This window comes from Janibacter sp. CFPM2_SD2, from assembly GCF_057364645.1.
On sequence record NZ_JBNFOF010000019.1, the window covers coordinates 1 to 26,322 of the forward strand.

17 protein-coding genes and 5 pseudogenes are annotated in these 26,322 nt (G+C 69.9%); 10 read left to right on the top strand and 12 right to left on the bottom strand.

The window, feature by feature from the left end; translation table 11 throughout:
- From whiA to AC2W7J_RS03325, 5 genes and pseudogenes are all read right to left on the bottom strand, one after another.
- Window positions 1-379: pseudogene (gene whiA / locus AC2W7J_RS03305) on the bottom strand (DNA-binding protein WhiA); the annotation flags it as partial.
- Between the two features lie 45 nt (window positions 380-424).
- The gene (locus tag AC2W7J_RS03310) at window positions 425-1,375 is read right to left on the bottom strand and encodes a gluconeogenesis factor YvcK family protein (protein WP_255183506.1); all 951 of its coding nucleotides are present in this window, start codon (window positions 1,373-1,375) and stop codon (window positions 425-427) included.
- A gap of 3 nt (window positions 1,376-1,378) precedes the next feature.
- A complete protein-coding gene (gene rapZ, locus AC2W7J_RS03315; RefSeq protein ID WP_485981459.1) occupies window positions 1,379-2,296 on the bottom strand; it encodes an RNase adapter RapZ in 918 nt (305 codons plus the stop codon).
- Window positions 2,296-4,239: pseudogene (gene uvrC / locus AC2W7J_RS03320) on the bottom strand (excinuclease ABC subunit UvrC). The gene rapZ and the pseudogene uvrC overlap by 1 nt, the downstream one beginning before the upstream one ends.
- Before the next feature lie 9 nt (window positions 4,240-4,248).
- A complete protein-coding gene (locus AC2W7J_RS03325) occupies window positions 4,249-4,644 on the bottom strand; it encodes a Rieske (2Fe-2S) protein (RefSeq protein WP_485981449.1) in 396 nt (131 codons plus the stop codon).
- A 300-nt stretch (window positions 4,645-4,944) separates the two neighbouring features.
- Between AC2W7J_RS03325 and AC2W7J_RS03330 the strand changes: the two genes are divergently transcribed.
- The 5 genes from AC2W7J_RS03330 to AC2W7J_RS03350 all read left to right on the top strand — a co-directional run bounded on the left by AC2W7J_RS03330 (window position 4,945) and on the right by AC2W7J_RS03350 (window position 10,497).
- Entirely contained in the window at window positions 4,945-6,126 is a 1,182-nt protein-coding gene (locus AC2W7J_RS03330) for a branched-chain amino acid ABC transporter substrate-binding protein (protein ID WP_485981450.1), read from the top strand.
- Between the two features lie 156 nt (window positions 6,127-6,282).
- On the top strand, window positions 6,283-7,242 hold the full coding sequence (locus tag AC2W7J_RS03335) for a branched-chain amino acid ABC transporter permease (RefSeq protein WP_485981451.1): 960 nt from the start codon (window positions 6,283-6,285) through the stop codon (window positions 7,240-7,242).
- Entirely contained in the window at window positions 7,239-8,906 is a 1,668-nt protein-coding gene (locus AC2W7J_RS03340; protein WP_485981452.1) for a branched-chain amino acid ABC transporter permease, read from the top strand. Before AC2W7J_RS03335 ends, AC2W7J_RS03340 begins: the two co-directional genes overlap by 4 nt.
- Window positions 8,903-9,787: an ABC transporter ATP-binding protein gene (locus tag AC2W7J_RS03345; RefSeq protein ID WP_255183512.1), complete on the top strand. Its 885-nt coding sequence runs from the start codon at window positions 8,903-8,905 to the stop codon at window positions 9,785-9,787. Before AC2W7J_RS03340 ends, AC2W7J_RS03345 begins: the two co-directional genes overlap by 4 nt.
- Window positions 9,788-9,792: 5 nt before the next feature.
- Window positions 9,793-10,497, top strand: a complete 705-nt coding sequence (locus tag AC2W7J_RS03350; RefSeq protein ID WP_485981460.1) for an ABC transporter ATP-binding protein — start codon at window positions 9,793-9,795, stop codon at window positions 10,495-10,497.
- 282 nt (window positions 10,498-10,779) lie between these two features.
- On the opposite strand, the gene uvrA is transcribed toward AC2W7J_RS03350, so the two are convergent.
- Complete coding sequence (gene uvrA / locus AC2W7J_RS03355) at window positions 10,780-13,863, bottom strand: excinuclease ABC subunit UvrA (RefSeq protein ID WP_485981453.1); 3,084 nt, start codon at window positions 13,861-13,863, stop codon at window positions 10,780-10,782.
- A 79-nt stretch (window positions 13,864-13,942) separates the two neighbouring features.
- On the opposite strand from uvrA, the pseudogene AC2W7J_RS03360 reads away from it, so the two are divergent.
- Together AC2W7J_RS03360 and AC2W7J_RS03365 are read left to right on the top strand one after the other, a co-directional pair.
- Window positions 13,943-15,759: pseudogene (locus AC2W7J_RS03360) on the top strand (glycoside hydrolase family 15 protein).
- The gene (locus AC2W7J_RS03365) at window positions 15,756-16,433 is read left to right on the top strand and encodes an MBL fold metallo-hydrolase (RefSeq protein ID WP_485981454.1); all 678 of its coding nucleotides are present in this window, start codon (window positions 15,756-15,758) and stop codon (window positions 16,431-16,433) included. The pseudogene AC2W7J_RS03360 and the gene AC2W7J_RS03365 overlap by 4 nt, the downstream one beginning before the upstream one ends.
- 3 nt (window positions 16,434-16,436) lie before the next feature.
- On the opposite strand, the gene AC2W7J_RS03370 is transcribed toward AC2W7J_RS03365, so the two are convergent.
- Window positions 16,437-17,054, bottom strand: a complete 618-nt coding sequence (locus AC2W7J_RS03370; protein ID WP_421008359.1) for a LysE family translocator — start codon at window positions 17,052-17,054, stop codon at window positions 16,437-16,439.
- A gap of 23 nt (window positions 17,055-17,077) precedes the next feature.
- Here AC2W7J_RS03370 and AC2W7J_RS03375 point away from each other — a divergent pair, with 23 nt between their 5' ends.
- Window positions 17,078-17,968, top strand: a complete 891-nt coding sequence (locus tag AC2W7J_RS03375) for an EamA family transporter (RefSeq protein ID WP_485981455.1) — start codon at window positions 17,078-17,080, stop codon at window positions 17,966-17,968.
- Window positions 17,969-18,026: 58 nt separating this feature from the next.
- Here AC2W7J_RS03375 and AC2W7J_RS03380 read toward each other — a convergent pair whose 3' ends face one another.
- From AC2W7J_RS03380 to coaE, 4 genes are all read right to left on the bottom strand, one after another.
- Window positions 18,027-19,016: a TerC family protein gene (locus AC2W7J_RS03380; protein WP_485981461.1), complete on the bottom strand. Its 990-nt coding sequence runs from the start codon at window positions 19,014-19,016 to the stop codon at window positions 18,027-18,029.
- 244 nt (window positions 19,017-19,260) lie between these two features.
- Window positions 19,261-21,354 carry an excinuclease ABC subunit UvrB gene (gene uvrB, locus AC2W7J_RS03385; RefSeq protein ID WP_485981456.1) on the bottom strand — a complete coding sequence of 698 codons (2,094 nt, stop codon included), beginning with the start codon at window positions 21,352-21,354 and terminating at the stop codon, window positions 19,261-19,263.
- A 33-nt stretch (window positions 21,355-21,387) separates the two neighbouring features.
- A complete protein-coding gene (locus AC2W7J_RS03390) occupies window positions 21,388-21,741 on the bottom strand; it encodes a hypothetical protein (RefSeq protein ID WP_485981457.1) in 354 nt (117 codons plus the stop codon).
- Complete coding sequence (gene coaE, locus AC2W7J_RS03395; RefSeq protein ID WP_255183520.1) at window positions 21,741-22,949, bottom strand: dephospho-CoA kinase; 1,209 nt, start codon at window positions 22,947-22,949, stop codon at window positions 21,741-21,743. The genes AC2W7J_RS03390 and coaE overlap by 1 nt, the downstream gene beginning before the upstream one ends.
- 59 nt (window positions 22,950-23,008) lie before the next feature.
- On the opposite strand from coaE, the gene AC2W7J_RS03400 reads away from it, so the two are divergent.
- A complete protein-coding gene (locus tag AC2W7J_RS03400) occupies window positions 23,009-24,301 on the top strand; it encodes a hemolysin family protein (protein WP_485981458.1) in 1,293 nt (430 codons plus the stop codon).
- Between the two features lie 70 nt (window positions 24,302-24,371).
- On the opposite strand, the pseudogene rpsA reads toward AC2W7J_RS03400, so the two are convergent.
- Window positions 24,372-25,858, bottom strand: a pseudogene (gene rpsA / locus AC2W7J_RS03405) (30S ribosomal protein S1).
- A gap of 150 nt (window positions 25,859-26,008) precedes the next feature.
- Between rpsA and AC2W7J_RS03410 the strand changes: the two are divergent.
- Window positions 26,009-26,322: pseudogene (locus AC2W7J_RS03410) on the top strand (hypothetical protein); the annotation flags it as partial.

Consider the following 26,322-nt stretch of genomic DNA (forward strand, 5'->3'; position numbering starts at 1 on the left):
GCGTCGCAGACGGACCCCACCGACGACGCGCGGCGGCAGACCGCGCACGGGGGCGTCCCTCGGCGTCGACGAGACCGGTCTGGCGGGCCAGCGCGGGGCCGTGCTCGGCGATCGTCACGACGTAGCGGCTGCCCTTGCGCAGGCCGCCGGCGGCCAGGACCATCAGCTCTGAGGGGTAGCCGTAGAGCTCGGCGATGTCCTTGCGCAGGCGCCGGGCGGCGTTGGCGGTGTCGAGCTCGGCCTCGACGACGATCTTGCGGCTGACGATGTGCAGACCGCCCGCGAAGCGCAGCAGGCTGGCGACCTCGGCCTTGCGGCAGCAGGTCTTGGTCACCTCGAACCTGCTCAGCTCGTCCTTGACCTTGTCGGTCATCGCCATCGGTGGGTTCCTCTCGGTTGCTCGCTCGTGATCACGGGTGCGCGGTCACGAGAGGATGTCACGATAGGCCGCCGCAAGACGCAGCGCATCGTGCTGCCCCGGGTGCTCGAGGCGGGCCAGCGGGGCGACGACGAGCTCGGCGCCCAGGCTCGCGCAGGCTCGGGTGAGCCGGTCACGGTCGTCGATCGTCTGGGGGTCGGCGAGCACGGTGTCGACCGTGAGGTCGGGAGCCGTGTCGTGGAGGGTCTCGATGTGTCGCGTCGCCGAGAATCCTCGGGTCTCGGCCGTGTTCATCTCGAGGTTGAGGGTGAGCACCTTGCGCGCCCGCGCGTGGACGAGGGCCTCGCGCAGCTCGGGGACGAGCAGGTGGGTGAGCACCGAGGTGTACCAAGAGCCCGGCCCGAGGATGATGTGGTCGGCCGCGTCGACCGCGGCGACCGACTCCGGTCGCGCCGGTGGGTTGTCGGGCACGAGCGCGATGGACTCGACGAGCCCGGTGGTCCGGGCGACCGCCACCTGACCGCGGACGGTCTCGATGTGCGCGGGGTCGTGCGGGTCGAGCCCGCTGACCTCGGCGACGAGCTCGAGCGGCACGGCCGCCATCGGCAGCACCCGACCGCGTGCGCTCAGCAGCCGGCCGACGAGGTCGAGTCCGGTGACCGGGTCGTCGTGCAGCTGCCAGAGGGCGACGATGAGCAGGTTGCCCAGCGCGTGCCCCGAGAGGTCTCCCTCCCCGGTGAAGCGGTGCTGGAGCACGTCGCTCCACGTCTGGCCCCACTCGCTGTCGTCGCACAGTGCGGTGAGCGCCATCCGCAGGTCACCGGGCGGCAGGACGTCGTAGTCGCCCCGCAACCGCCCCGAGGAGCCGCCGTTGTCGGCGACGGTGACGATGGCGGTCACCTGCTCGCAGACGAGACGCAGGGCGGAGAGGCTGGCGGCGAGACCGTGGCCGCCGCCGAGCGCGACGACCCGGGCATGACGAAGGGAGTCGACCACGCCTCACTCCTGCCCGAGGTCGCGGTGGACGACGAAGGTCGCCACGTCTGGGCTGGAGAGCCGGGTCGCGAGCGCCTCGGCGACGGCCACGGAGCGGTGCTTGCCGCCCGTGCAGCCGACGGCGAGGGTGACGTAGCGTCGGTTCTCGCGCAGGTAGCCGGCGATGACCGGCTCGAGGAGCGTGTCGACGCCGTCGAGGAACTCGGCCGCGCCCGGCTGCGACAGGACGTACTCGGAGACCTGGGTCTCCCGGCCGGTGTGCGAGCGCAGCTCCGGCACCCAGTAGGGGTTGGGCAGGAAGCGCATGTCGAAGACGAAGTCGGCGTCGAGCGGCACGCCGTACTTGAAGCCGAAGGACAGCACGGCCAGCCGCAGCCGCTGGGAGGTCTCCCCCTGGAAGAGCGGGCTGATCTTGCGGCTGAGCTGGTGGACGTTGAGGCCCGAGGTGTCGATGACCGTCTCGGCGCTGGCCCGCACGCCGGCGAGCACCTCGCGCTCGCGGACGATGGCGTCGAGCATCCGGCCCTGTCCCTGCAGGGGGTGGGGCCGGCGCACGCTCTCGAAGCGCCGCACGAGCGACTCGTTGGTCGCCTCGAGGAAGACGAGGTGCGTGCGCCACCCGCGCTCGGCAAGGGTCTCGAGAGACGCCGTCAGCGTGTCGAAGCCCTGGGCCCGCACGTCGAGGACGATGCCGACGCGCACCGGGCTGCCGTGGGTGGCGAGGTCCTGGGCCGGCTCCGCGGACAGCCGGAGCAGGTCGGGCAGGAGCGTCACCGGCAGGTTGTCGATGACGTACCAGCCGTGGTCCTCCATGACGTTGCCGACGGTCGAGCGGCCGGCGCCGCTCATGCCCGTGACGACGACGACCTCGGGCACGCCTCCCTCACCCGCGGGGGCGGGCAGGTGGTCCTGTGCATCCATCACGTCAGCTCTCCTTCGTCGAGGACCTCACCAGTGGTGAGGTTCACGGCGGGTGCGGTCGTCCTCTCGGCCAACTCTGCCGCAATTCGCTCGGCGAGCGAAGGTCCGATCCCCGGCACCTCGGTCAGCTCCTCGATGCTCGCGGCCCGCACCCTCTTCACCGACCCGAAGCGGGCGAGCAGCGCCTTGCGCCGCGCCTCCCCCAGCCCCGGGATCCCGTCGAGCGCGCTGCGGGTCATCGACTTGCTGCGCGCTCGCGGTGGAAGGTGTTGGCGAAGCGGTGCGACTCGTCGCGCAGCCGCTGGAGCAGGTAGAGCGCCTCGCTGTTGCGGGCGAGGATCACCGGGTGGTCGTCACCGGGCACCCACACCTCCTCGAGGCGCTTGGCGAGGCCGACGATCGCGACGTCGTCGACGCCGAGCTCGTCGAGCACCTGCTGGGCGGCGGCCACCTGGGGCGCGCCGCCGTCGACGACGACGAGGTTGGGCGGGTAGGCGAAGCGCCGCGCCTCGCCCGTCTCCGGGTCGGTGGCGTCGCGCTCGCGGTCCTTGAGGTGGCGCTGGAAGCGCCGCGTGAGGACCTCGTGCATCGCGGCGGTGTCGTCGGTGCGTCCGTCGACGTCACCGCGGACGATGAAGCGCCGGTACTCCGGCTTGCGCACGAGTCCGTCCTCGAAGACGACCATCGAGCCGACGACGTCGCTGCCCTGCACGTGGCTGATGTCGTAGCCCTCGATGCGAAGGGGGGCGTCGTCCAGACCGAGGGCCTCCTGGAGCTCCTGCAGGGCCTGGCTGCGGGCGGTGAGGTCGCCGGCCCTGGCCACCTTGTGCCGGGCGAGGGACTGCTCGGCATTGCGGGCCACGGTCTCCATGAGGGCCCGCTTGTCGCCGCGCTGCGGCACCCGCAGGCTCACCGCGCTGCCGCGTCGCTCGCCGAGCCACGCCGAGACGCCGTCGGCATCCGGCGGGAGCACCGGGACGAGGACCTCGCGAGGCACGCCTTCGCCCCCTTCGCCGCCGTAGACCTGCTGGAGCAGGTGCTCGACGAGCTCGGGCAGGTCCTCCGCGTCCTTCTCCGCCACCCAGCCCCTCTGGCCGCGGATGCGGCCGCCGCGCACGTGGAAGACCTGGATCGCGACCTCGAGCTCGTCGTCGGCGAGCGCGAAGACGTCCGCGTCGGTGCCGTCGGGCAGGACGACGGCGGACTTCTCGAGGGCCTTGGTCAGGGCCGCGACGTCGTCGCGCAGGCGGGCCGCCTGCTCGAAGTCGAGGTCCGCGGTCCGCGGCCTTCATCTGCCGCTCGAGGCGGCGCACGAAGCGGGCGGTGTCACCGGCGAGGAAGTCGCACAGCTCCTGGGCCAGGGCCCGGTGCTCGTCGGCGCTCACCCGGCCGACACAGGGGGCGGAGCACTTGTCGATGTAGCCGAGCAGGCAGGGCCGACCGGACTGCTCGGCCCGCTTGAAGACGCCCTTGCTGCACGTGCGCACGGGGAAGACGCGCAGCAGCAGGTCGAGGGTCTCGCGGATCGCCCACGCATGCGTGTAGGGGCCGAAGTAGCGCGTACCCCGGCGCTTGGCGCCGCGCAGGACCTGCGCGCGGGGGTAGTCCTCGCCCATCGTCACCGCGAGGTAGGGGTAGGACTTGTCGTCGCGGTACTTGACGTTGAAGCGCGGGTCGAACTCCTTGATCCACGCGTACTCGAGCTGCAGGGCCTCGACCTCGGTGGACACGACGGTCCACTCGACACTCGCACCGGTGCGCACCATCCGCGAGGTGCGTGGGTGCAGCGCCGAGATGTCCTGGAAGTAGGAGGACAGCCGCGAGCGCAGCGACTTCGCCTTGCCGACGTAGATGACCCGGCCGTGCTCGTCCCGGAATCGGTAGACGCCCGGGTCGGTCGGGATCGACCCCGGTGCGGGACGGTAGGTCGACGGGTCTGCCACCCCTCGACCCTACGAGACGGTGACCTCGTCGCCGTCGACGGTCGCCTTCATCTCGGTGAGACCCTCCGTGGCCGGCCCCTGCAGCACCGAACCGTCGGTGATGTCGAACTGACTGCCGTGGCACGGGCAGATGATCGCCTCGGTCGTCACCTTCGAGACGGCACAGCCCTGGTGCGGGCAGGTGCCGTCGAAGGCCTTGAACTCCCCCTCACTCGGCTGGGTCACGACGACGCGGTCGCGGGCGAGGCCACCGCCCTCCGGCACGTCGGCGACGGGGAAGCTCGTGCCGGCGGCGCTCCCCCCTTCGCCCCCGCTCGAGGGTGTGGAGTCGTCACCGCAGGCAGCGACGACGGCGGCGGACCCGCCGACCGCGGCGATGGACAGGGCGGTGCGTCGGGTCGTCATCGGAGGCCTTCCGTCGAAGGGGGTCGAAGGTCCCATCATGCTCGCACGTCACCGCCCGGCGCGATGCCTGCGTGCGGCATGCATGACGCGCCGGTAACCCTCCTCGCCGACCACTTGGTAACGAGCAGGACACGGCTCTCCCAATGTGGGTCAGAACACAGTCAGACCGGACTACTGTCCCTCCACAGCCCGCGACACCCAGGTCGCCGGCCGCGGCCCCAGGGCCAGACTTCTTCACCAGGAGGACACGTGATCAGGCGTTCCGTCATCTCAACGGGGGCGACCATGCTCGTCGCCACCATGGCCCTGTCCGCATGCGGAACCCGCGGCGGTGACAGCGGCGGCTCCGGAGACGGCGACGGCGGGGGCGACAAGAAGGTCGTGAAGATCGGCGTCATCTCGCCGCTCTCGGGCGACCTGTCCGCTCTCGGCCTCGGCATCCAGCACTCGGTCGAGCTCGCGGCCGAGCAGGCCAACGAGTCCGGCGATCTCGGCGACTGGGAGATCGAGGTCGTCCCGGAGGACGACGAGGGCAAGCCCGAGGTCGGCAAGAACGCCGCCTCCAAGCTCGCCTCCGACCCGGAGGTCGTCGGTGTCGTCGGCACCCTGAACTCCTCGGTGGCCGGCCCGGTCCAGCCGATCCTCGACAAGGCGAAGATCACGATGGTCTCGCCGGCCAACACCAACCCGACGCTCACCCGCGGCGCGAAGCCGGACGACTCCCCCGAGCGCGTCTACGCGAGCTACTTCCGTGTCTGCACCACCGACACCGTCCAGGGCCCCTTCGCCGCGCGCTACCTCTACGAGAAGGCCGGCATCAAGGAGCTCGCGACGGTCCACGACAAGAAGACCTACGGTCAGGGTCTCGTCGACGCCTTCAGCGAGGAGTACAAGAAGCTCGGCGGCAAGATCGTCGCCGCCGAGACGATCAACCCCGACGAGGACAAGTACGACGCCGTCGTCTCCTCGCTCAAGGCCAAGAACCCGAAGGCGGTCTACTACGGCGGCGAGTACCCCCAGGCCGCCCCGCTGAGCCAGCAGCTCAAGGCCGGTGGCCTCAAGGTGCCGCTCATGGGTGGTGACGGCATCTTCTCCCCGGAGTTCATCAAGCTCGCGGGCAAGGGCTCCGACGGCGACCTCGCCACCTCCGTGGGTGCGCCGACCGAGAGCCTCGACGCCGGCAAGAAGTTCCTCGACGACTACGACAAGGCCGGGTACTCCGACCCCGCCGAGGCCTACGGCGCCTACGCCTACGACGCCGGCCAGTCGATCATCGAGGCGCTCAAGGTCTCGCTCAAGGACGCCGACACCGTCGAGGACGCCCGCCAGGCGACCATCGACGCGATGAAGGACGTCTCCTTCGACGGCGTGACCGGCAAGGTGGCCTTCGACGAGTACGGCGACAACACGACGCGCGTCCTCACCGCCTACGAGGTCAAGGGTGGCAAGTGGACCGACGTCAACACCGAGGAGTTCAAGTGATCGACCCGGTCATGACCTTCTCGGTCTGACCACGGGAGGGGCGGGGTGCCGCGCGCACCCCGCCTCACCCCTGCCCAGCTCCCCTTCGTCATCTGTCGACCACCCCCTCGACACACGTGGTGGCCGCACGACCTGTGGTCACGCCCAGGAGGACACGTGGAACAAGTCGCCCAGCAGATCGTCAACGGTCTGACCATCGGGTCCCTGTATGCCCTGATCGCCGTCGGGTACACCGTCGTCTACGGCATCATCCAGCTCATCAACTTCGCGCACGGCGAGATCTTCATGATCGGCGCCTTCGGTGCGCTGTCCACGTCCCTGATCCTCTTCCCGGGTCAGACGGCACTGTGGACGCTCCCCCTCATCCTGGCCGGCGCCATCGCGGCGTCGGTCATTGTCGCCGTCGTCATGGAGCGGGTCGCCTACCGCCCCCTGCGCAGTGCCCCGCGCCTGGCCCCGCTCATCACGGCCATCGGCATCTCGGTCTTCCTGCAGGAGCTCGTGCGCGTCGGCTACAACGACCCGACGCTCTTCGTCTCCGACGTCAACCCCTTCGGCTTCCCCTCGGCGAAGCAGAAGGTCGTCTTCCCGCAGGTGGACGGCATCTCGGGTGAGGCCTTCGATCTCGGCGGCGTGACGCTGCAGCGCCCGGCGCTCTTCACGATCGCCTGCCTGGCGATCTGCGCCGTCGGCCTGTGGTTCTACATCAACCGCACCCGCACCGGGCGCGCGATGCAGGCCGTCTCGCAGGACCCCGACACCGCCCGGCTCATGGGCATCAACGTCGACCGGATGATCGTCACGGCCTTCGCCGTCGGTGCCGCGCTCGCCGCCATCGCCGGTGTCGCCTACGGCCTGCAGACGACGAACATCAACTTCAAGATGGGCTTCATCTACGGACTCAAGGCCTTCACCGCCGCCGTCCTCGGCGGCATCGGCAACATCCAGGGCGCGGTCGTCGGTGGCCTCGTCCTCGGTGTCCTCGAAGCCATCGCCATCCAGTACCTCCCCGGCGGCTCGCCGTGGAAGGACATCTGGGCCTTCTCCATCCTCATCCTCGTCCTCGTCTTCCGACCGCAGGGCATCATGGGCGCAAAGGTGGTGGACCGCGCATGACCACGCTGTCCCGCAATCCCCGTCTCGGCGGCATCCTCGCCGTCGTCGGCTCCGTCCTGCTCCTGCTCTCCGGCCTGCTGTCGTGGAGCTACGAGCCCATCCTCGGCGACATCTCGGTCCGCTTCTGGCCGGTCACGCTGCAGGTCTACGCGATGGTCATCGGTGCCGTCGCGCTCCTCCTGGCGCTGGTCGCCAGCGGACCGCTCGGCCGCTGGGCCGAGCACATCGACCCGGCCCGCGGGCTGCGCACCATCGGCGTGACGGGCGTGCTCTTCGCGCTCGCCTCGCTCATCGCGGTGACACTCGAGGCCGGCGGCCTGATCAACGCCAACGAAGGTGTCTGGATCGCCCTCGTCGGGGCCGTGCTCGTCACGGTCGGCGGTTACCTGCGCCCGGAGACCAAGGTGCTCGACCCGAGCACCGTCGCCCTGCCGGCATGGATCGAGATCATCACGATCGCGCTCCTGCTCGGGGCGGCGCTCTTCACCGCGCAGTACGCGCTCAAGCAGGAGGAGCCCTGGGTCCTCGTGCTGCTCGTCGGCATGCTCATCGGCGTCACGCTGACGATCACGCGATCCAACCTGGCCGCCTGGCTCGGCGGGGTGACGACGCGCCACCGTCGGGTCTTCACCCTGGCGACCTTCGTCGTGGCGCTGGCCTTCCCCTTCACGCAGGGCGGCTCGGAGGCCAACCTGACGATCGCCGGCAACGTGCTGATCTTCGCGGCGACCGCCCTCGGCCTCAACATCGTCGTCGGTCTCGCCGGTCTCCTCGACCTCGGCTACATCGCCTTCCTCGGAGCCGGCGCGTACGTCGGTGCCTCGATGTCCATGTCGGCCTTCGCCACGATCGGCTGGAAGCCCCCCTTCCTCGTCGTCATGGTCATCGGTGGGGTCGTCTCGAGCATCCTCGGCCTGATCATCGGCTCGCCGACGCTGCGCGTCTCCGGTGACTACCTGGCCATCGTGACGCTCGCCTTCGGCGAGATCTTCCGACTGGCGATGTTCAACCTCGACGGCACGTCCGGCCCCAACATCACGCGGGGGTCCAACGGCATCAACGCCATCCCGGACCTGAACCTCTTCGGGTTCAACTTCGGGGAGACGCACACCCTCCTGGGCATCGAGATCCCGCGAGCGGGCAACTACTACTTCGTTCTCATCGCGCTCATCGTCTTCGTCATCGTGGTCTTCACCCACCTCAACAACTCGCGCATCGGTCGCGGCTGGGTCGCCATCCGCGAGGACGAGCGGGCTGCCGAGGCCATGGGTGTCAACGTCTTCGGCCTCAAGCTGCTCGCCTTCGCCGGCGGCGCCTCGCTGGCCGGCATGGCCGGCACGGTCAAGGCACACATGGACCAGGCCGTCTCCCCCGACAGCTACATCTTCCTCGAGTCGGCCTTCCTCCTCGCGGCGGTCGTGCTCGGCGGCATGGGCACGGTCGGCGGCGTCCTCATCGGTGCGGCACTGCTGAAGTTCCTGCCGGAGAAGCTGCGCTTCCTCGACGACTACCGCCTGCTGATGTTCGGCCTCGTGCTCGTCGTCATGATGCGCGTGCGTCCCGAGGGTCTGGTCGCGAGCAAGCGTCGTCAGCTGGAATTCCACGACGACGACGAGGACCTGGCCGAGACAGTGGCCATCGACGAGCTGGAGGCAGCAAAGTGAGCACCGCGACCGTCACCCCCAGCACCCCGGGGTCGAAGGGGGCGCCGACCACCATCCTCGACGCCCGCAACGTCACCATGCGCTTCGGTGGTCTCGTGGCCGTCAACGACGTGTCGATGGAGGTGCGTGAGGGCGAGATCGTCGGCCTCATCGGCCCCAACGGCGCCGGCAAGACGACCTTCTTCAACTGCCTCACCGGCATGTACAAGCCCACCGAGGGCCGGGTCTCGCTCTTCGACACCGAGATCCCGCCGAAGCCCCGGGCGGTGGTGCGGGCCGGCATGGCCCGCACCTTCCAGAACATCCGGCTCTTCGGCAACATGACCGCGCTCGAGAACGTCATGGTCGGCCGCTTCTGCCGCACCTCCTCCGGTGCCTTCACCTCGATCATCCGGGGACCGAAGTTCCGCCGTGAGGAGCAGGAGACGACCGAGAAGGCGCACGAGCTGCTCAAGTACGTCGGGCTGGGGCAGAGCGCGCACCTGCTGGCGCGCAACATGCCCTACGGCGACCAGCGACGCCTGGAGATCGCGCGAGCCCTCGCGACGGACCCCAAGGTGCTGCTGCTCGACGAGCCGACGGCCGGCATGAACCCGCGCGAGACCGAGCAGGCCATGGAGCTGATCTTCAAGATCCGCGACTCCGGCCTCGCGGTCGTCGTCATCGAGCACGACATGCGGTTCATCTTCAACCTCTGCGACCGCGTCCTCTGCCTCGTGCGGGGCGAGGTCCTCGTCCAGGGCACACCCGGTGAGGTGCAGTCCGACCCGCGGGTCATCGAGGCCTACATCGGTGGCGCGGAGGACGAGGACGAAGAGGTCGCCCCGCTCGAGGTCGAGACGGCCTTCAGCGCGGCCGAGGACGAGAAGGAGGACCGATGAGCGCCATGCTCGAGGTCAAGGACCTGGAGGTCTCCTACGGCAAGATCATCGCCGTCAAGGGCATCTCCTTCAGTGTCGACGAGGGTGAGGTCGTCACGCTCATCGGCACCAACGGCGCCGGCAAGACGACCACCCTGCGCACCATCTCGGGCCTGCTGCGCCCCAGTGGTGGTGAGATCCGCTTCCGCGGGGAGCGCATCGACGGCACCGCGGCACACCAGATCGTCGGGATGGGCCTGGCCCACTCCCCCGAGGGTCGGCGGATCTTCCCGCGGATGACCGTCGAGGAGAACCTGCTGCTCGGCGCCTTCGGGCGACGTGACAAGGAGGTCCCGAAGGACCTGCAGGCGGCCTACGAGCTCTTCCCGATCCTCGGGGAGCGCAGCAAGCAGCCGGCGGGCACCTTCTCGGGTGGTGAGCAGCAGATGCTCGCCATGGGCCGGGCGATGCTCTCCCGGCCGAAGCTGCTCATGCTCGACGAGCCCTCGATGGGTCTGTCGCCGATCATGATGAAGCGGATCATGGCCACGGTGAAGACGCTGCAGTCGCAGGGCACGACGATCCTGCTCGTCGAGCAGAATGCCCGTGCCGCGCTCAAGCTCGCCTCGAAGGGCTATGTCCTCGAGGTCGGCAAGATCGTCACCGAGGGCAGCGGTCAGGAGCTGCTCACCTCCGACGAGGTGCGCAAGGCGTATCTCGGCGAGGACTAACTCGTCCCACCCCCTTTCTCGCCGCTCCGTGGTCAGGGCGGCGAGGAGGGGGTCGGCGCCCGCCGAAGTCCCTTCGTTTCCCTACGGCCGCGGGTTGACGTCCCGGACTTCGGCTTGATGTGCGCCGACCCCCTCCTCACCTTCTCGCGTTGGCTCAGCAGCCCCGGGCCTCGCCTTCCCTGCTCAGCCGGCCAGCCCTCCTGGCGCGGCGGGCCGTGGTGCGTCAGAACTCCGCAGGACCCTGGGGTCCTGCGGAGTTCTGGCGCGGGGAGGGGGCCTGACTCAGCCGGCCTTCTTCGCGCGGCGGGCGGCTGCGGTCGCCTTGCTGGAGACCGTCGCCTTCGTGGCGGCGTTCTTCGACGCCGTCTTCTTGGTCGCTGCGGTCTTCTTCGCTGCGCTCTTCTTCTTGGCCGTGGCCCTCTTCGCAGGGGCGGGCGCGTCCTCGCGGACGAGCTCGCCGACCACGGCCTGCGTGGCGCTCTTGGCGAGGATCGGAGCGAGGAACTGGCCGGTGAAGGACTCGGGTACGGCGGCCACCTGCTCCGGGGTGCCGGTCGCGACGACGGTGCCGCCGCCGGACCCCCCTTCGGGTCCCATGTCGATGAGCCAGTCGGCGCACTTGATGACGTCGAGGTTGTGCTCGATGACCAGGACGGTGTTGCCCTTGTCGACCAGGCCCTGCAGGACGAGGAGCAGCTTGCGGATGTCCTCGAAGTGCAGGCCCGTCGTCGGCTCGTCGAGCACGTAGATCGTGCGGCCGTTCGAGCGCTTCTGCAGCTCGGCCGCGAGCTTGACGCGCTGCGCCTCGCCGCCGGAGAGCGTCGTCGCCGGCTGGCCGAGCCGCACGTAGCCCAGGCCGACGGCGTTGAGCGTCTTCATGTGCCGGGCGATCGCCGGGACCGCCGCGAAGAAGTCCTCGGCCTCCTCGATCGGCATGTCGAGCACCTCGGCGATGTTCTTGCCCTTGAAGTGCACCTCGAGGGTCTCGCGGTTGTAGCGGGCGCCGTGGCAGACCTCGCACGGGACGTAGACGTCCGGCAGGAAGTTCATCTCGATCTTCAGGGTGCCGTCGCCGGAGCAGGCGTCGCAGCGACCGCCCTTGACGTTGAAGGAGAAGCGACCGGGCTGGTAGCCGCGGACCTTCGCCTCGCTCGTCGCGGCGAAGAGCTTGCGGATGTGGTCGAAGACGCCCGTGTAGGTCGCGGGGTTGGACCGCGGCGTGCGCCCGATCGGGCTCTGGTCGACGTGGACGACCTTGTCGAGGTTGTCCAGACCGGTCACCGTCTTGTGCCGGCCGGGGACCCGACGCGCGCCGTTGAGCTTGTTGGCCAGCACGTTGTAGAGGATGTCGTTGACGAGGGTCGACTTGCCGGACCCGGACACCCCGGTGACGGCGACGAAGTTGCCGAGCGGGAAGGTGACGTCGACGCCCGAGAGGTTGTGCTCCCGGGCACCGCGCACGGTCACCTCGCGGCCCGGCTCCTGCGGGCGACGCACCTGCGGCACCGGGATCTCGAGCTCTCCGCTCAGGTAGCGCCCGGTCACCGATCGCTCGCTCGTCAGCAGCTCGGCGAGCGGGCCCGAGTGGACGACGTGCCCGCCGTGCTCACCGGCGCCCGGGCCGATGTCGACGACCCAGTCGGAGGCGGCGATCGTGTCCTCGTCGTGCTCGACGACGATGAGGGTGTTGCCCAGGTCGCGCAGGCGGGTGAGCGTCTCGATCAGGCGGTGGTTGTCCCGCTGGTGCAGCCCGATGCTCGGCTCGTCGAGGACGTAGAGGACGCCGACGAGACCGGACCCGATCTGGGTCGCGAGACGGATGCGCTGGGCCTCACCGCCGGAGAGGGTCCCGGCCGCCCGCGAGAGCGAGAGGTACTCCAGCCCCACGTCGAGGAGGAAGCCCAGTCGGGCGTTGATCTCCTTGATCACCTGCTCGGCGATCGCCCGCTCCCGCTCGGTGAAGTCGACGGTGTCGAGGAAGCCGGCCGCCTCCCCGATCGACAGGGCCGAGACGTCGGCGATGCTGCGTCCGCCGACGAGGACGGCGAGGGACTCGGGCTTGAGGCGGGTGCCGCGGCAGGTCGGGCACGGGATCTCCCGCATGTAGCCCTCGTACTTCTCCCGGCTCCAGTCCGACTCGGTCTCCGTGTGCCGACGCTTGATGAAGGGGATGACCCCCTCGAAGCCCGTGCTGTAGGAGCGCTCGCGGCCGAAGCGGTTGCGGTAGCGCACGTGCACCTTGTGGTTGTTGCCCTCGAGCAGGGCCGTGCGGGCCCGGCTCGGCAGCGCCCGCCACGGGGTCTCCATGTCGAAGCCCAGGTCGTCGCCGAGCGCGGCCATCGTCCGCTGGAAGTACTGCGCCGACTGCGTCCCCTGCGCCCACGGGGCGATCGCCCCCTCGGCGAGCGTCAGGTCCTCGTCGGGGACGATGAGCTCGGGGTCGACCTCGAGCTCGGTGCCCAGGCCGGTGCAGGCCGGGCAGGCGCCGAAGGGCGAGTTGAAGGAGAAGGACCGCGGCTCGATCTCGTCGATGTTGAGCGCGTGGTCGTTGGGGCAGGCCATGTTCTCCGAGAAGCGACGCTCGCGCTGCGGGTCGTCCTCGTCGCGGTCGACGAACTCGACGACGAGCACACCACCGGCCAGACCCAGTGCCGTCTCGACCGAGTCGGTGAGCCGCTGCTTCGCCGCGCGGTCTCCCTCCCCCTTCGCCACGAGCCGGTCGACGACGACGTCGATCGTGTGCTTGACCTGCTTCTCGAGGGTCGGCGGCTCGGCGAGCGAGATGACCTCGCCGTCGACGCGGGCGCGGCTGTAGCCCTTGGTCCGCAGCTCGGCGAAGAGGTCGACGAACTCACCCTTGCGCGAGCGCACGACGGGCGCCAGGACCTGGAAGCGGGTGCGCTCGGGCAGCTCGAGGAGCCGGTCGACGATCTGCTGCGGGCTCTGCCGGGTGATCGGCTCGCCGCAGACCGGGCAGTGCGGCCGCCCGACGCGCGCGAAGAGCAGGCGCAGGTAGTCGTGGACCTCGGTGATCGTGCCGACCGTCGAGCGGGGGTTGCGGTTGGTCGACTTCTGGTCGATCGAGACCGCGGGCGACAGGCCCTCGATGAAGTCGACGTCCGGCTTGTCCATCTGGCCGAGGAACTGGCGCGCGTAGGCCGAGAGCGACTCGACGTAGCGGCGCTGCCCCTCGGCGAAGATCGTGTCGAAGGCCAGCGACGACTTGCCCGAGCCCGACAGGCCGGTGAAGACCACGAGCGAGTCTCGGGGGATGTCGACGTGGATGTCCTTGAGGTTGTGCTCACGGGCCCCCTGGACGACGATCCGGTCGTGCAGGCGGGAGCCGGCGGCCTTGTCAACAGTCACGCACCCCACCTTAAGTGGCGCCACCGACAACGCCGTCAGGCCTCCGAGTGGTGGGGCCGCCGACCACTAGCCTGTCGGGATGAGCACCCCGATCGAGGACTACGCCGCCATCGGTGACACCGAGACCGCAGCCCTGGTGTCGAAGGGGGGTTCCGTCGACTGGCTCTGCCTGCCGCGCTTCGACTCCTCGTCGTGCTTCACCGCGCTGCTCGGCACCCCCGAGCACGGCCGGTGGCTCATCGGCCCGGTCGCCGAGGCGACGACGACCCGCGCCTACCGCGGCGACTCCTTCATCCTCGAGACCATCCACCGGACCGCCACGGGGGCGGTCAAGGTGACCGACCTCATGCCGCTCGGGGACGGTCGCGCCGACCTCGTGCGGGTCGTCGAGGGGCTCGAGGGCGAGGTCGAGATGGAGCACGAGTGGGTGGTGCGCCTCGGCTACGGCCGCATCCGCCCCTGGGTCGCGCACTCCCCCGGCCACGAGCTCGACGACGAGGTCATCACGGCCATCGCCGGCAACGACATGCTCGTGCTGCGCGGCTCCCGCCTGCCGCGGCCCGACGGCGACCACCACCGCGACCGCTGGACCGTGCGTGCCGGCGAGCACTACAACTTCTCGACGACGTGGTTCGCCTCCTACAAGGCGATCCCGCCGCCGCTCGACATCAGCTCGCGCATCGAGGCCACCCACGAGCGCTCCTCGCAGTGGGCCGCCCGGTGCACCTACGAGGGCCCCTACCGGTCCGAGGTCGTCCGGTCGCTGCTCACCCTTCGCCTCCTGACCGACACCCGACGTGGCGGCATCGTCGCGGCGCGACCACCTCCCTGCCCGAGGACTTCGGCGGGGTGCGCAACTGGGACTACCGCTACTGCTGGCTGCGCGATGCCTCGCTCACGCTCGAGGCACTGCTCAAGTCGGGTTACGTCGGCACGACGAAGCTGTGGCGCGACTGGCTGGTGCGCGCCATCGCCGGCGACCCCGAGGACATGCAGATCATGTACGCCGTCGACGGCGGCCGCGAGCTGCCCGAGCGCGAGCTCGACCACCTGCCCGGCTACGCCGACAGCCGCCCCGTGCGCATCGGCAACGGCGCCGTCGACCAGAAGCAGACCGACGTCCTCGGCGAGGTGATGATCGCCCTCGAGGACGCCCGGGCCCAGGGGCTGCAGGAGTCACCGCAGTCGTGGGCCGTGCAGCGCTCGCTCGTCAACAACCTCGCCGAGCACTGGGACCAGGCCGACAACGGCCTGTGGGAGATCCGTGGTCCGCTGCGCCACTTCACCCACTCCCGGGTCATGGTCTGGGCCGCCCTCGACCGCGCCATCCGGGCGGTGGAGGTCCACGGCTACGAGGGCGAGGTCGAGCTCTGGCGCGACCTGCGTGAGCGGGTTCGCGCCGACGTCCTCGAGCGCGGCTGGAACGACGCCAAGCAGACCTTCACCCAGCACTACGACACCGACGAGGTCGACGCCTCGCTCCTGCTCATCCCCATGGTGGGCTTCCTCCCGCCCGACGACCCGCGGGTCCTCGGCACCGTCGCCGCGGTCGAGCACGACCTCATGCGTGACGGGTTCCTCCTGCGCTACCGCACGGAGAGCGGTGTCGACGGGCTCGCCGGCGACGAGCACCCCTTCCTCGCCTGCTCGTGGTGGCTCGTCAGCGCCTATGCCCTCACCGGACAGCTCGACAAGGGCCACGCGCTGATGCAGCGCCTGTGCGGCCTGCTCAACGACGTGGGCCTCGTCGCCGAGGAGTACGACGTCGAGGGCGACCGCCAAGCCGGCAACTTCCCGCAGGCTTTCAGCCACCTCACCCTCATCGGCGCCGCCTACGCGCTGCGCGACGCCGAGGCCGCCGCGGCCCCCACCCCCGACGAAGGAGACCCCGCATGAGCACCCCCACCGACGCCTACGACCCGGACGTCCAGCCGGGCGGCCCGTGGTCGACCCGCGAGCTGGCCCACCTGACGATCCGCAAGATGGCCGTCTCGCAGATGCACAACAACGTCTACCTCCTCACCTGCCGCACCACCGGCGAGCAGCTGCTCGTCGACGCCGCGGACGAAGGGGAGCGCATCCGTGAGCTCGTCGCCGCCGGTGGGTCGGGCCTCGCCCAGCTGGTGACGACGCACCAGCACTGGGACCACGTGCGTGCCCTCGAGGAGACCGCTCAGACCTTCTCCCCCACGACCCAGGCGGGCGAGGACGACGCCGACGCCCTGCCGCTCGCGCCCGACGTGCGACTGCAGCACGGCGACACCGTGCGCTTCGGCGAGATCACCCTCGACGTCGTCCACCTGCGCGGGCACACCCCGGGCTCGGTGGCGCTGGCCTACGACGACCCGCAGGGACACGTGCACCTCTTCACCGGGGACAGCCTCTTCCCCGGCGGTGTGGGCAACACCAAGATGGAGGGGCAGAGCTTCGACGCGCTCTTCGCCGACGTCACCCAGCGAGTCTTCGACGTCTACGACGACGACACCTGGGTCTACCCCGGCCACGGCTCCGACACCACCCTCGGCGCCGAGCGCCCGCACCTCGACGAGTGGCGCGAGCGCGGCTGGTGACGGTCAGTGGGTCGTGGCGACCTTGGCGCTGAAGCCGATCATCGCCGCGCCCATGCCCCCTTCGATCCGTCGACGCACGCGCGGGGCGGACACGAAGGACCGGGCCCGGTCGGCGAGCAGCACGACCGTCGACAGGTAGAGCGACCCGAGGGCCACGAGGCTCAGGGCGTAGAGGGCAAGGACGGGCAGACCCGCGCCGTCGCCGACGAACTGCGGCAGCACCGCGAGGTTGAAGGCCAGCACCTTGGGGTTGGTGATGTTGCACAGGAAGCCCTGGGCGAAGAGCCGACCCCGACCGCGCGACTCCGGCTCCCGGGCGGCCTCCGCCGAGAAGTCACCCCGCCAGGCCGTCCACAGCGCGTGGCCCCCAAGCCACAGCAAATAGGCCGCACCCACCCACTTGACCGTGAGGAAGAGCGGCTCGCTGGCGACGATGATCGCGCCCAGCCCGCCGGCTGCGAGCAGGCCCTGCACGGCGCCTGCGCAGCTGACTCCGGCCATGGTCAGCAGCCCGGCCCCGCGCCCGCGCGCGAGCGCGGCACGCAGGGTGAGTGCGGTGTCCGGACCCGGGGCGATCGTGATGACCAGGACCAGGGCGAGGAAGGACAGATAGGTCGCCATGGGGCGAAGACTAGGGTGACGCCGTGAGTCGTGTCGATGCCGTCCCAGCCCCGCTCCTCGTGCTCGCCGGAGTGGTGTCGGTCCAGTTCGGTGGCGCCCTCGCCGCGACCCTCGTCCCGCAGATCGGCGCCGCCGGATCCGTCGTCCTGCGCCTGCTCATCGCGACCGCGCTGCTCCTGCTCTTCGCCCGACCGAGATGGCGCGGTCACCGCCCCCGGGACTGGGCCACCGTCGGCTGCTTCGGGCTCGCGCTCGGCCTGATGAACTTCGCCTTCTACGCCTCACTCGGGCACCTGCCGATCGGCGTCGCGGTCACCATCGAGTTTATCGGACCGCTGACTCTCGCGGCCGTGCTCTCCCGTCGACCCCGCGACCTCCTTGCCGTCGCCGCGGCGGGCGTCGGGGTCGTTCTCATCTCGCAGGCCCTGAGCCTCCCCTTCGCCGACCTCGAGCGCACCGGCATCGTGCTGGCGCTCCTTGCGGGTGCCTGCTGGGCCGCCTACATCGTCTTCTCCGGTCGCACCGGCGCGGCCTTCCCCCAGCTGGAGGGACTGGCCCTGGCCATGGTCGTGGCGACCGCCGTCGTCCTGCCCTTCGGCATCTGGGACGTGAGCGTCCACGGCACCTCGGCCTGGGACGGCACCGTCCTGCTCAAGGGCCTGGGCATCGCCGTGCTCAGCTCGGTGCTGCCCTACTCGCTCGAGCTCGTCGCCCTGCGGCGCCTGGCACCGGCGGTCTTCGGCATCCTGCTCAGCCTCGAGCCGGCGGTCGCCGCCCTCGCCGGGCTCCTCGTCCTGGGCCAGCGCCTGTCGCCCGTCCAGCTCGGCGGGATGGCCCTCGTCGTTCTCGCGAGCGTCCTCGTCCTCGGGCTGGGTGCGCGCCGCACCGGTCCCTCCCCCGAGATCCCGGTCTGACAACACGACGAAGGGGGGTGGTCACCGTGCGGTGACCACCCCCCTTCGCACCTGCGGATCAGTGACCCGAGTCGATGCCCTCCTTGGCGTCCTTGTTGGACTTCCAGAGGCTGGCGACGGTCGTGACACCGAGGATGACGACGATCGCGCCGAGGGAGAAGACGGTCGAGATCTCCGGGACGGAGACGTGCTCACCGCCGTTGATGAAGGGCAGGTTGTTCTCGTGGAGGGCGTGCAGGATGAGCTTGACGCCGATGAAGGCGAGCAGCACCGACAGGCCCAGGCTCATGTAGACCAGCTTCTTCAGCAGGCCACCGATGAGGAAGTAGAGCTGCCGCAGGCCCATGAGGGCGAAGAGGTTGGCCGTCAGGACGATGTAGGGCTCCTTGGTCAGGCCGTAGATCGCCGGGATGGAGTCGAGCGCGAAGAGCAGGTCGGTCATGCCGAGGGCGACGACGACGATGAAGATCGGGGTGGCGACGCGCTTGCCGTTCTCCTTCGTGAAGAGGCGCGAGGACCACTCGGTCGTGCTCGGCACGGTGCGCTGGAACCACTTGATGATCGCATTGGGCTCCCAGTCCTCCTCCTCGTCATGACTCTCCGTCGCCAAGTTGTAGGCGGTGTAGATGAGGAAGAGGCCGAAGATGTAGAAGACCCAGGCGAACTGGTTGATGGCCGCGGCGCCGACGAAGATGAAGATCGTCCGCAGCACGATGGCGATGATGATGCCCCACAGCAGCGCGGTCTGCTGGAAGCGGCCCGGCACTCCGAACTTCGCCATGATGATGATGAAGATGAAGAGGTTGTCGATCGAGAGCGAGTACTCGGTCAACCACCCGGCGAAGAACTCCGTCCCGCGGTCACCGCCCTCGAGGACCCACAGGGCGATGCCGAAGAGGACCGCGGCCGCGACGTAGATCCCGAGGACGACCGAGACCTCCTTGGTGGAGGGCACGTGGGGCCGGCGGGCGACCATGATGACGTCGAAGGTGAGGACGACGGCGGCAACGGCGAGCGTGAGCAGCCACGCCCACGTCGGCACGTCCATCGTGCCGCCGCTCATGATCGCGGGTTGGAGGGTGGAGATGGTGGTCAAGGCGAACCTTCCGGACAGGGGTCAGTCGTCCGGAGGTCTCTCCCACCCTGGTGGGCCGGTGCCCCGGGCCGGAGACCGGCCGTGTTGACGAGACACCGCTCGGGGATACTCCCCTCCGCTGGCTTCTGGAAGTCTCTCACGTCACACGCCCCGGTGCGGGGACGCGTCGGCGACCGGACCGCCCCGGGGTCCCCACTCAGCGGGTGGCGGCGGTCATCTGCCGCAGCTCCTTCTTGAGGTCCCCGATCTCGTCGCGCAGGCGCGCCGCGAGCTCGAAGTGCAGGTCCGTCGCCGCCTGGTGCATCTGGTCGGTGAGCTCCTGGATGAGCCGGGCCAGCTCACCCGCCGGGAGGTCCCGATCACGCCGGGCGGTCGACTCGTCGGGTGCCGCGGCGAGCTTGCCGCCCTTGCCCCGGCTCTGGCTGCGGCCCGAGCCGAGCAGCGCATCGGTGTCGGCGTCCTCGCGCTGGAGCATGTCGGTGATGTCGGCGATCTTCTTGCGCAGGGGCTGCGGGTCGACCCCGTGCTCGCGGTTGTAGGCGATCTGCTTGTCGCGTCGACGCTGGGTCTCGTCGAGCGCCTCCTGCATCGACGGGGTGATCTTGTCGGCGTACATGTGCACCTGGCCGGAGACATTGCGCGCCGCGCGACCGATCGTCTGGATGAGCGACCGGGCGCTGCGCAGGAAGCCCTCCTTGTCGGCGTCGAGGATGCTCACGAGCGAGACCTCGGGCAGGTCGAGGCCCTCGCGCAGGAGGTTGATGCCGACGAGGACGTCGAACTCGCCGAGCCGCAGCTCGCGCAGCAGCTCGACGCGCCGCAGGGTGTCGATGTCGGAGTGCAGGTAGCGCACCCGCACGCCCTTGTCGAGCAGGTAGTCGGTGAGGTCCTCCGCCATCTTCTTCGTCAGGGTCGTCACGAGGACCCGCTCGTCGCGCTCCGCACGGGAGCGGATCTCGTGGAGCAGGTCGTCGATCTGGCCCTTGGTCGGCTTGAGGACCACCTCGGGGTCGACGAGACCCGTCGGGCGGATCACCTGCTCGACGTGCCCGTCGGACTTGGCCATCTCGTAGTCACCCGGCGTCGCCGAGAGGTAGACCGTCTGCCCGATGCGCTCGAGGAACTCCTCCCAGGTGAGCGGACGGTTGTCCATCGCGCTGGGGAGCCGGAAGCCGTGCTCGACGAGGGTGCGCTTGCGCGAGGCGTCCCCCTCGTACATTGCGCCGATCTGGGGCACCGTCTGATGCGACTCGTCGATGACGAGCAGGAAGTCCTCGGGGAAGTAGTCGAGCAGGCAGTTGGGTGCCGAGCCGGGCGAGCGCCCGTCGATGTGCATCGAGTAGTTCTCGATCCCCGCGCAGCTGCCGACCTGACGCATCATCTCGATGTCATAGGTCGTGCGCATGCGCAGGCGCTGCGCCTCGAGCATCTTGCCCTGGCGCTCGAGGGTGGCCAGCTGCTCCTCGAGCTCGCGCTCGATGCCGGAGATCGCCCGCTCCATGCGCTCGGGCCCGGCGACGTAGTGCGTGGCGGGGAAGACGTGGACGGTCTGCTCCTCGCGCACCACCTCGCCGGTCAGCGGGTGCAGCGTGTGGATCGCCTCGATCTCGTCGCCGAAGAACTCGATCCGCACGGCGAGCTCCTCGTAGACCGGGATGATCTCCACCGTGTCGCCGCGCACGCGGAAGGTGCCACGGGTGAAGGCGAGGTCGTTGCGCGTGTACTGCATGGTGACGAACTGCCGCAGCAGCTCGTCGCGGTCGATCTCGTCGCCGACACGCAGGTTGACCATCCGGTCGACGTACTCCTGCGGGGTGCCCAGGCCGTAGATGCACGAGACCGAGGCGACGACGACCACGTCGCGCCGGGTGAGCAGGCTGTTGGTCGCGCTGTGCCGCAGCCGCTCGACCTCCTCGTTGATCGAGCTGTCCTTCTCGATGTAGGTGTCGGTCTGCGGGACGTAGGCCTCGGGCTGGAAGTAGTCGTAGTAGCTGACGAAGTACTCGACGGCGTTGTTGGGCAGCAGCTCGCGGAACTCGTTGGCCAGCTGGGCGGCCAGTGTCTTGTTGGGCGCCATGACGAGGGTCGGCCGCTGCACCTCCTCGATGAGCCAGGCCGTCGTCGCCGACTTGCCCGTGCCCGTCGCACCAAGCAGCACGATGTCCTGCTCCCCCGCCCGCACCCGCTGGGCGAGCTCGGCGATCGCCGTCGGCTGGTCGCCGGCAGGCTCGTACTCGGAGATGACCTCGAAGGGAGCCACCGTGCGTTGCAGATCGGTCACCGGGCGCATGACGACAACGGTAGGCCACACCCCCGACAGCGGTCAGAAGTCGACCGGGCGCTCCTCCACGTCATCACGCGCGTCACCGCTGCGGATCGTGCGCCAGTGACCGCCAGGACCGCGGCGCAGGGTCCAGGTCCCGAGGTGCGCCACGGGCGCCAGCGCGGCGACGAGCGCCCGCACGGCGTCCTCAGCCTCGTCGTCCTCCCGGGCGTCGTGGCTGCCGGTCACGAGGAAGCGCAGGTGGATCTGCGGCTGGCCCCGCACGAGCTCGACGGAGCGGTCCTCGACCCGGTGCCCCACGGCGAGCAGCTCCTCCGCCCGCGGCAGCAGGTCCTCCGGCGCGTAACCCGGCACCACGCCGTGCACGTCGATCGCCACCCGGTACGAGGGCATCAGCGCCCCTCCGGGGTCCACCCGGTCTCGCGCGCCCAGACCTCAAGCCGCTCGTGGATCCCGTCGAACCACGGCTCCTTGGCCTCGGCGTAGTCCTCCATCGACAGCCGCCGCGCCTCGACCCCCCGCTTGACCGCGGCGTACTCCTCGCGCGCAGCCGGCTCGGTGCGCAGCCAGTCGCGGAAGAGCAGGGCCCACCGCCAGCCCGGAGAGCCCACCTCACGCACATGCAGGTGCACCGCGACGCCCGGGTCGCAGTTGCCGTGGAACCGCTTGGGCCACTCCTGCGGCTCCCGTCCGTCGACGCGCGGCGTGTCCGCCAAGTAGCCCGCGACCCGCGGGTACCCCGCCGCCGTGAGGGCCGCGACGAAGTCCGGCTCGTCGGCATCGGCCAGCGAGGAGACCCCTACCTGCAGGTCGAGGACGTCCTTGGCCACGAAGCCGGGCACCGCGGTGGAGCCGATGTGGTCGAGCGTCACGGCCCGCTCCCCGAGCGCGTGCCGGATCCTCGCCAGGTGGCGCCCGGCCTGCTCCGGCCACGTCGGGTCCGGATCGGAGAGGGTGATGACCGGCTCGCGCTCGCGTCGACGCCCGGCGGCGAGGTTGTCGGCGAAGGGAGTCACCCGCTCCTGCCAGAGCCGGTCGACCTGCGCCGCGAGCTCCTCGGGAGTGCCGTTGTTGTCCAGCAGCACGTCGGCGGCGGCGCGACGTTGCTCGTCGGTGGCCTGGGCGGCGATCCGCGAGCGGGCCTCCTCCGGCGGCATCCCCCGCAGCTCGACGAGGCGCTGCAGCCGGACCTCCTCGTCGGCGTCGACGACGAGGACGAGGTGGTACTCCCCCGCCATGGCCTTCTCGACGAGCAGGGGCATGTCGTGGACGCCGATGAGCGTTCCGGCCTCCTCGGCCTGCGCGAAGTACTCGGCCGTCCGCCGCCAGATCGCCGGATGGGTGATGTCCTCGAGCGCAGCGAGCGACGCCGGGTCACCGAAGACGACCCGCCCGAGGGCGGGACGGTCCAGGGCCCCGTCGGGCCCGAAGACCTGCTCCCCGAAGCGCTCCCGGATCTGCTCGAGTGCCGGCTCCCCCGGCTCGACGACCTCGCGCGCGATCTTGTCGGCGTCGACGACGACGGCCCCGAGCTCGGCAAGCCTCGCCGACACCGTCGACTTCCCCGACCCGATCCCGCCTGTCAGTCCGATGCGCAGCATGCGCCCGATTCTAGGCCGGGCCCGGCACGCACGTCGTCCTCCATCGTTAGCCTCGGTGCGTGGACTCACAGACCATGGTCAACCTCCTGCTCGTCCTGCTCTTCGTCCTCGTCGGGGGTGTCTTCGCCGCGACCGAGATGGCCATCGTCACCCTGCGCGAGGGGCAGGTGCGCGCCCTTGAGGCGGGCGGTGAGCGCGGGCGCCGGCTCGCCGATCTCGTGCGCAACCCCAACCAGTTCCTGTCCGCCGTGCAGATCGGTGTGACGGTCGCCGGCTTCTTCTCCTCGGCCTACGGCGGCTCCACCATCGCGCCCGATCTCGTCCCGGGACTGATCGCCATCGGCATCCCCGAGGGCGCCGCGGGGACGGTCGCGCTGGTGGCCATGACGCTGCTCATCGCCTATCTCTCACTCGTTCTGGGTGAGCTGGTCCCCAAACGACTGGCCATGCAGCGCAACCTCGCCTTCACCCGGGTCCTCGGCCCTCCCCTCGGCGTCTTCGCGATGCTCGTGCGACCGGTGATCTGGCTGCTGTCGGTCTCGACCAACGCCGTGATGCGCCTCGTGGGCGGTTCCACCTCGGCCGAGGAGGAGGAGATGACGCCCGAGGAGATCCGTGACCTCATCGAGGGTCACCAGGGGCTGCACCCGTACCCCCGGCGGATCCTCACCGACGTTTTCCGCGCGGGTGACCGGGCCTTGGCACGGGTCCTGCGTCCCCGGACCGACATCGAGTTTCTCGCCGGCGACCTGAGCGTCGAGGAGGCCACCGCACAGGTGGTGCACTCCTCCCATTCCCGCTTCCCCGTCACGGGCCGCGACGTCGACGACGTCACGGGCTTCGTCCACATCCGTGACCTCATGCGCGCTGACCCGGCCTCACGTGCGACGACGCAGGTCAGCGATCTGGCCCGGCCGATCCTTGCGCTCCCCGACAGCCTCGACGTCCTGCCTGCGCTGGCCAGGCTGCGCGGCGACAAGCAGTCCCTCGCCCTCGTGGTCGACGAGTACGGCGGCACCGCCGGCATGGTGACGATGGAGGACCTCGTCGAGGAGGTGGTCGGCGAGATCTACGACGAGTACGACACCGGCACCGACCCCGAGGACGCCACGCGCCACCGCGGGGAGGCCGTCGTCGTCGACGGTTCGCTCAACGTCGAGGAGCTGTCCGAGCTCCTCGGGACTGACCTCTCCGGCGAGGACGTCGACACCGCCGGTGGCCTGGTCATGGCTCGACTGGGCCGCGTGGCCAGGGTCGGTGACGTCGTCGAGGTCGCCGGCCACCACCTCGAGGTCATCGGGGTCGACGGTCGTCGCGTCGCGCGCCTACGGATGACACCCGCCGAGGACTGAGGCGTCGGCGCATGACGAAGGGGGGCGCCGCACCGATGGTGCGACGCCCCCCCCTTCGAGAAGCCTCGGGTCAGTTGCCCGTGAGCTTCTCGCGGAGCGCGGCCAGGGCCTCGTCGGAGGCCAGCGTGCCCTCGGTCGCCGGCGCCGAGGTACCGGCGCTGGGGGCGGGGGTGCTGTCCGAGCTGTAGGACGTGGCGACGGACTCGCCAGCGCCCTCGGCGGCAGCGGCGTCGTCGGCCGCGGCCTTCTCGATCTGGGCGCGGTGCGCCTCCCAGCGGGCGTGGGCCTCGGCGTACTGCTTCTCCCAGGCCTCGCGCTGGGTGTCGTAACCCTCGAGCCACTCGTTGGTCTCCGGGTCGAAGCCCTCGGGGTACTTGTAGTTGCCCTGCTCGTCGTACTCGGCGGCCATGCCGTAGAGCGTCGGGTCGAACTCGGTGAGGTTGGCACCGTCCTCGTTGGCCTGCTTGAGGCTGAGGGAGATGCGACGACGCTCGAGGTCGATGTCGATGACCTTGACGAAGATCTCCTGGCCGACGTTGACGACCTGCTCCGGCAGCTCCACGTGGCGCTCGGCCAGCTCGGAGATGTGGACCAGACCCTCGATGCCGTCCTCGACGCGCACGAAGGCACCGAAGGGAACGAGCTTGGTGACCTTGCCCGGGACGACCTGACCGATCGCGTGGGTCCGGGCGAAGTGCTGCCACGGGTCCTCCTGCGTCGCCTTGAGCGACAGGGAGACACGCTCGCGGTCCATGTCGACGTCCAGGACCTCGACGGTGACCTCGTCGCCGACCTCGACGACCTCGGACGGGTGGTCGATGTGCTTCCAGGACAGCTCGGAGACGTGGACGAGACCGTCGACGCCACCCAGGTCCACGAAGGCACCGAAGTTGACGATCGAGGAGACGACGCCGGAGCGGACCTGCCCCTTCTGGAGCTCCTTGAGGAAGGTCGTGCGGACCTCGGACTGGGTCTGCTCGAGCCAGGCACGGCGCGACAGGACCACGTTGTTGCGGTTCTTGTCGAGCTCGATGATCTTGGCCTCGATCTCCTTGCCCACGTAGGGCTGGAGGTCGCGGACGCGGCGCATCTCCACGAGGGAGGCGGGGAGGAAGCCACGCAGGCCGATGTCGAGGATGAGGCCACCCTTGACGACCTCGATGACGGTGCCGGTGACGACGCCGTCCTCCTCCTTGATCTTCTCGATGGTGCCCCAGGCGCGCTCGTACTGCGCACGCTTCTTGGACAGGATGAGTCGGCCTTCCTTGTCCTCCTTCTGGAGGACGAGGGCCTCGACGCTGTCACCGACGGTGACGATCTCCGAGGGGTCGACGTCGTGCTTGATGCTCAGCTCGCGCGAGGGGATGACACCCTCGGTCTTGTAGCCGATGTCGAGGAGCACCTCTCGCGGTCCACCTTGACGATGTGACCCTCGACGATGTCGCCGTCGTTGAAGTCCTTGATCGTGGCGTCGATCGCGGCGAGAAGATCTTCCTCAGAGCCGATGTCGTTGACGGCGATCTGAGGGGCGGTCGTGTCGACCGTGCTGGCAGTCATGTAGTAGGAACTCCGATTGTGGACAGTTGATCTCGTGTGGACCGGGTGCGGGAGCACCCGGGGCGCCCGGGTGGGCACACAAAGTGCTTCTTCATCCTAGTGCCTCCCTGCCGAAGGGAGCAAAAGCGCCCGTGGGCTAGCGTCGCGGCCATGGATGAGGGCATGGAAGAGGGCATCGAAGAGGGCCACCCGGCCGGGCCGGACGCCGTCCACCGGCGCGACAGCGCCCAGTCCGAGACCGTCGACGCCAACCGCGCCTGGTGGGACCGCGAGGCGGACGACTACCTCGCCGAGCACGGCGACTTCCTCGGCGACGCCGATCTCGTGTGGGGCCCCGAGGGCTGGTCGGAGGACGACCTGCACGTCCTCGGCCCACCGGGATCGCTCGCCGGGCGCACGGTCCTCGAGTTCGGCGGTGGGGGCGGCCAGGGCGCCCGGGCGCCGTGGTCGGACGCGATCGCCTT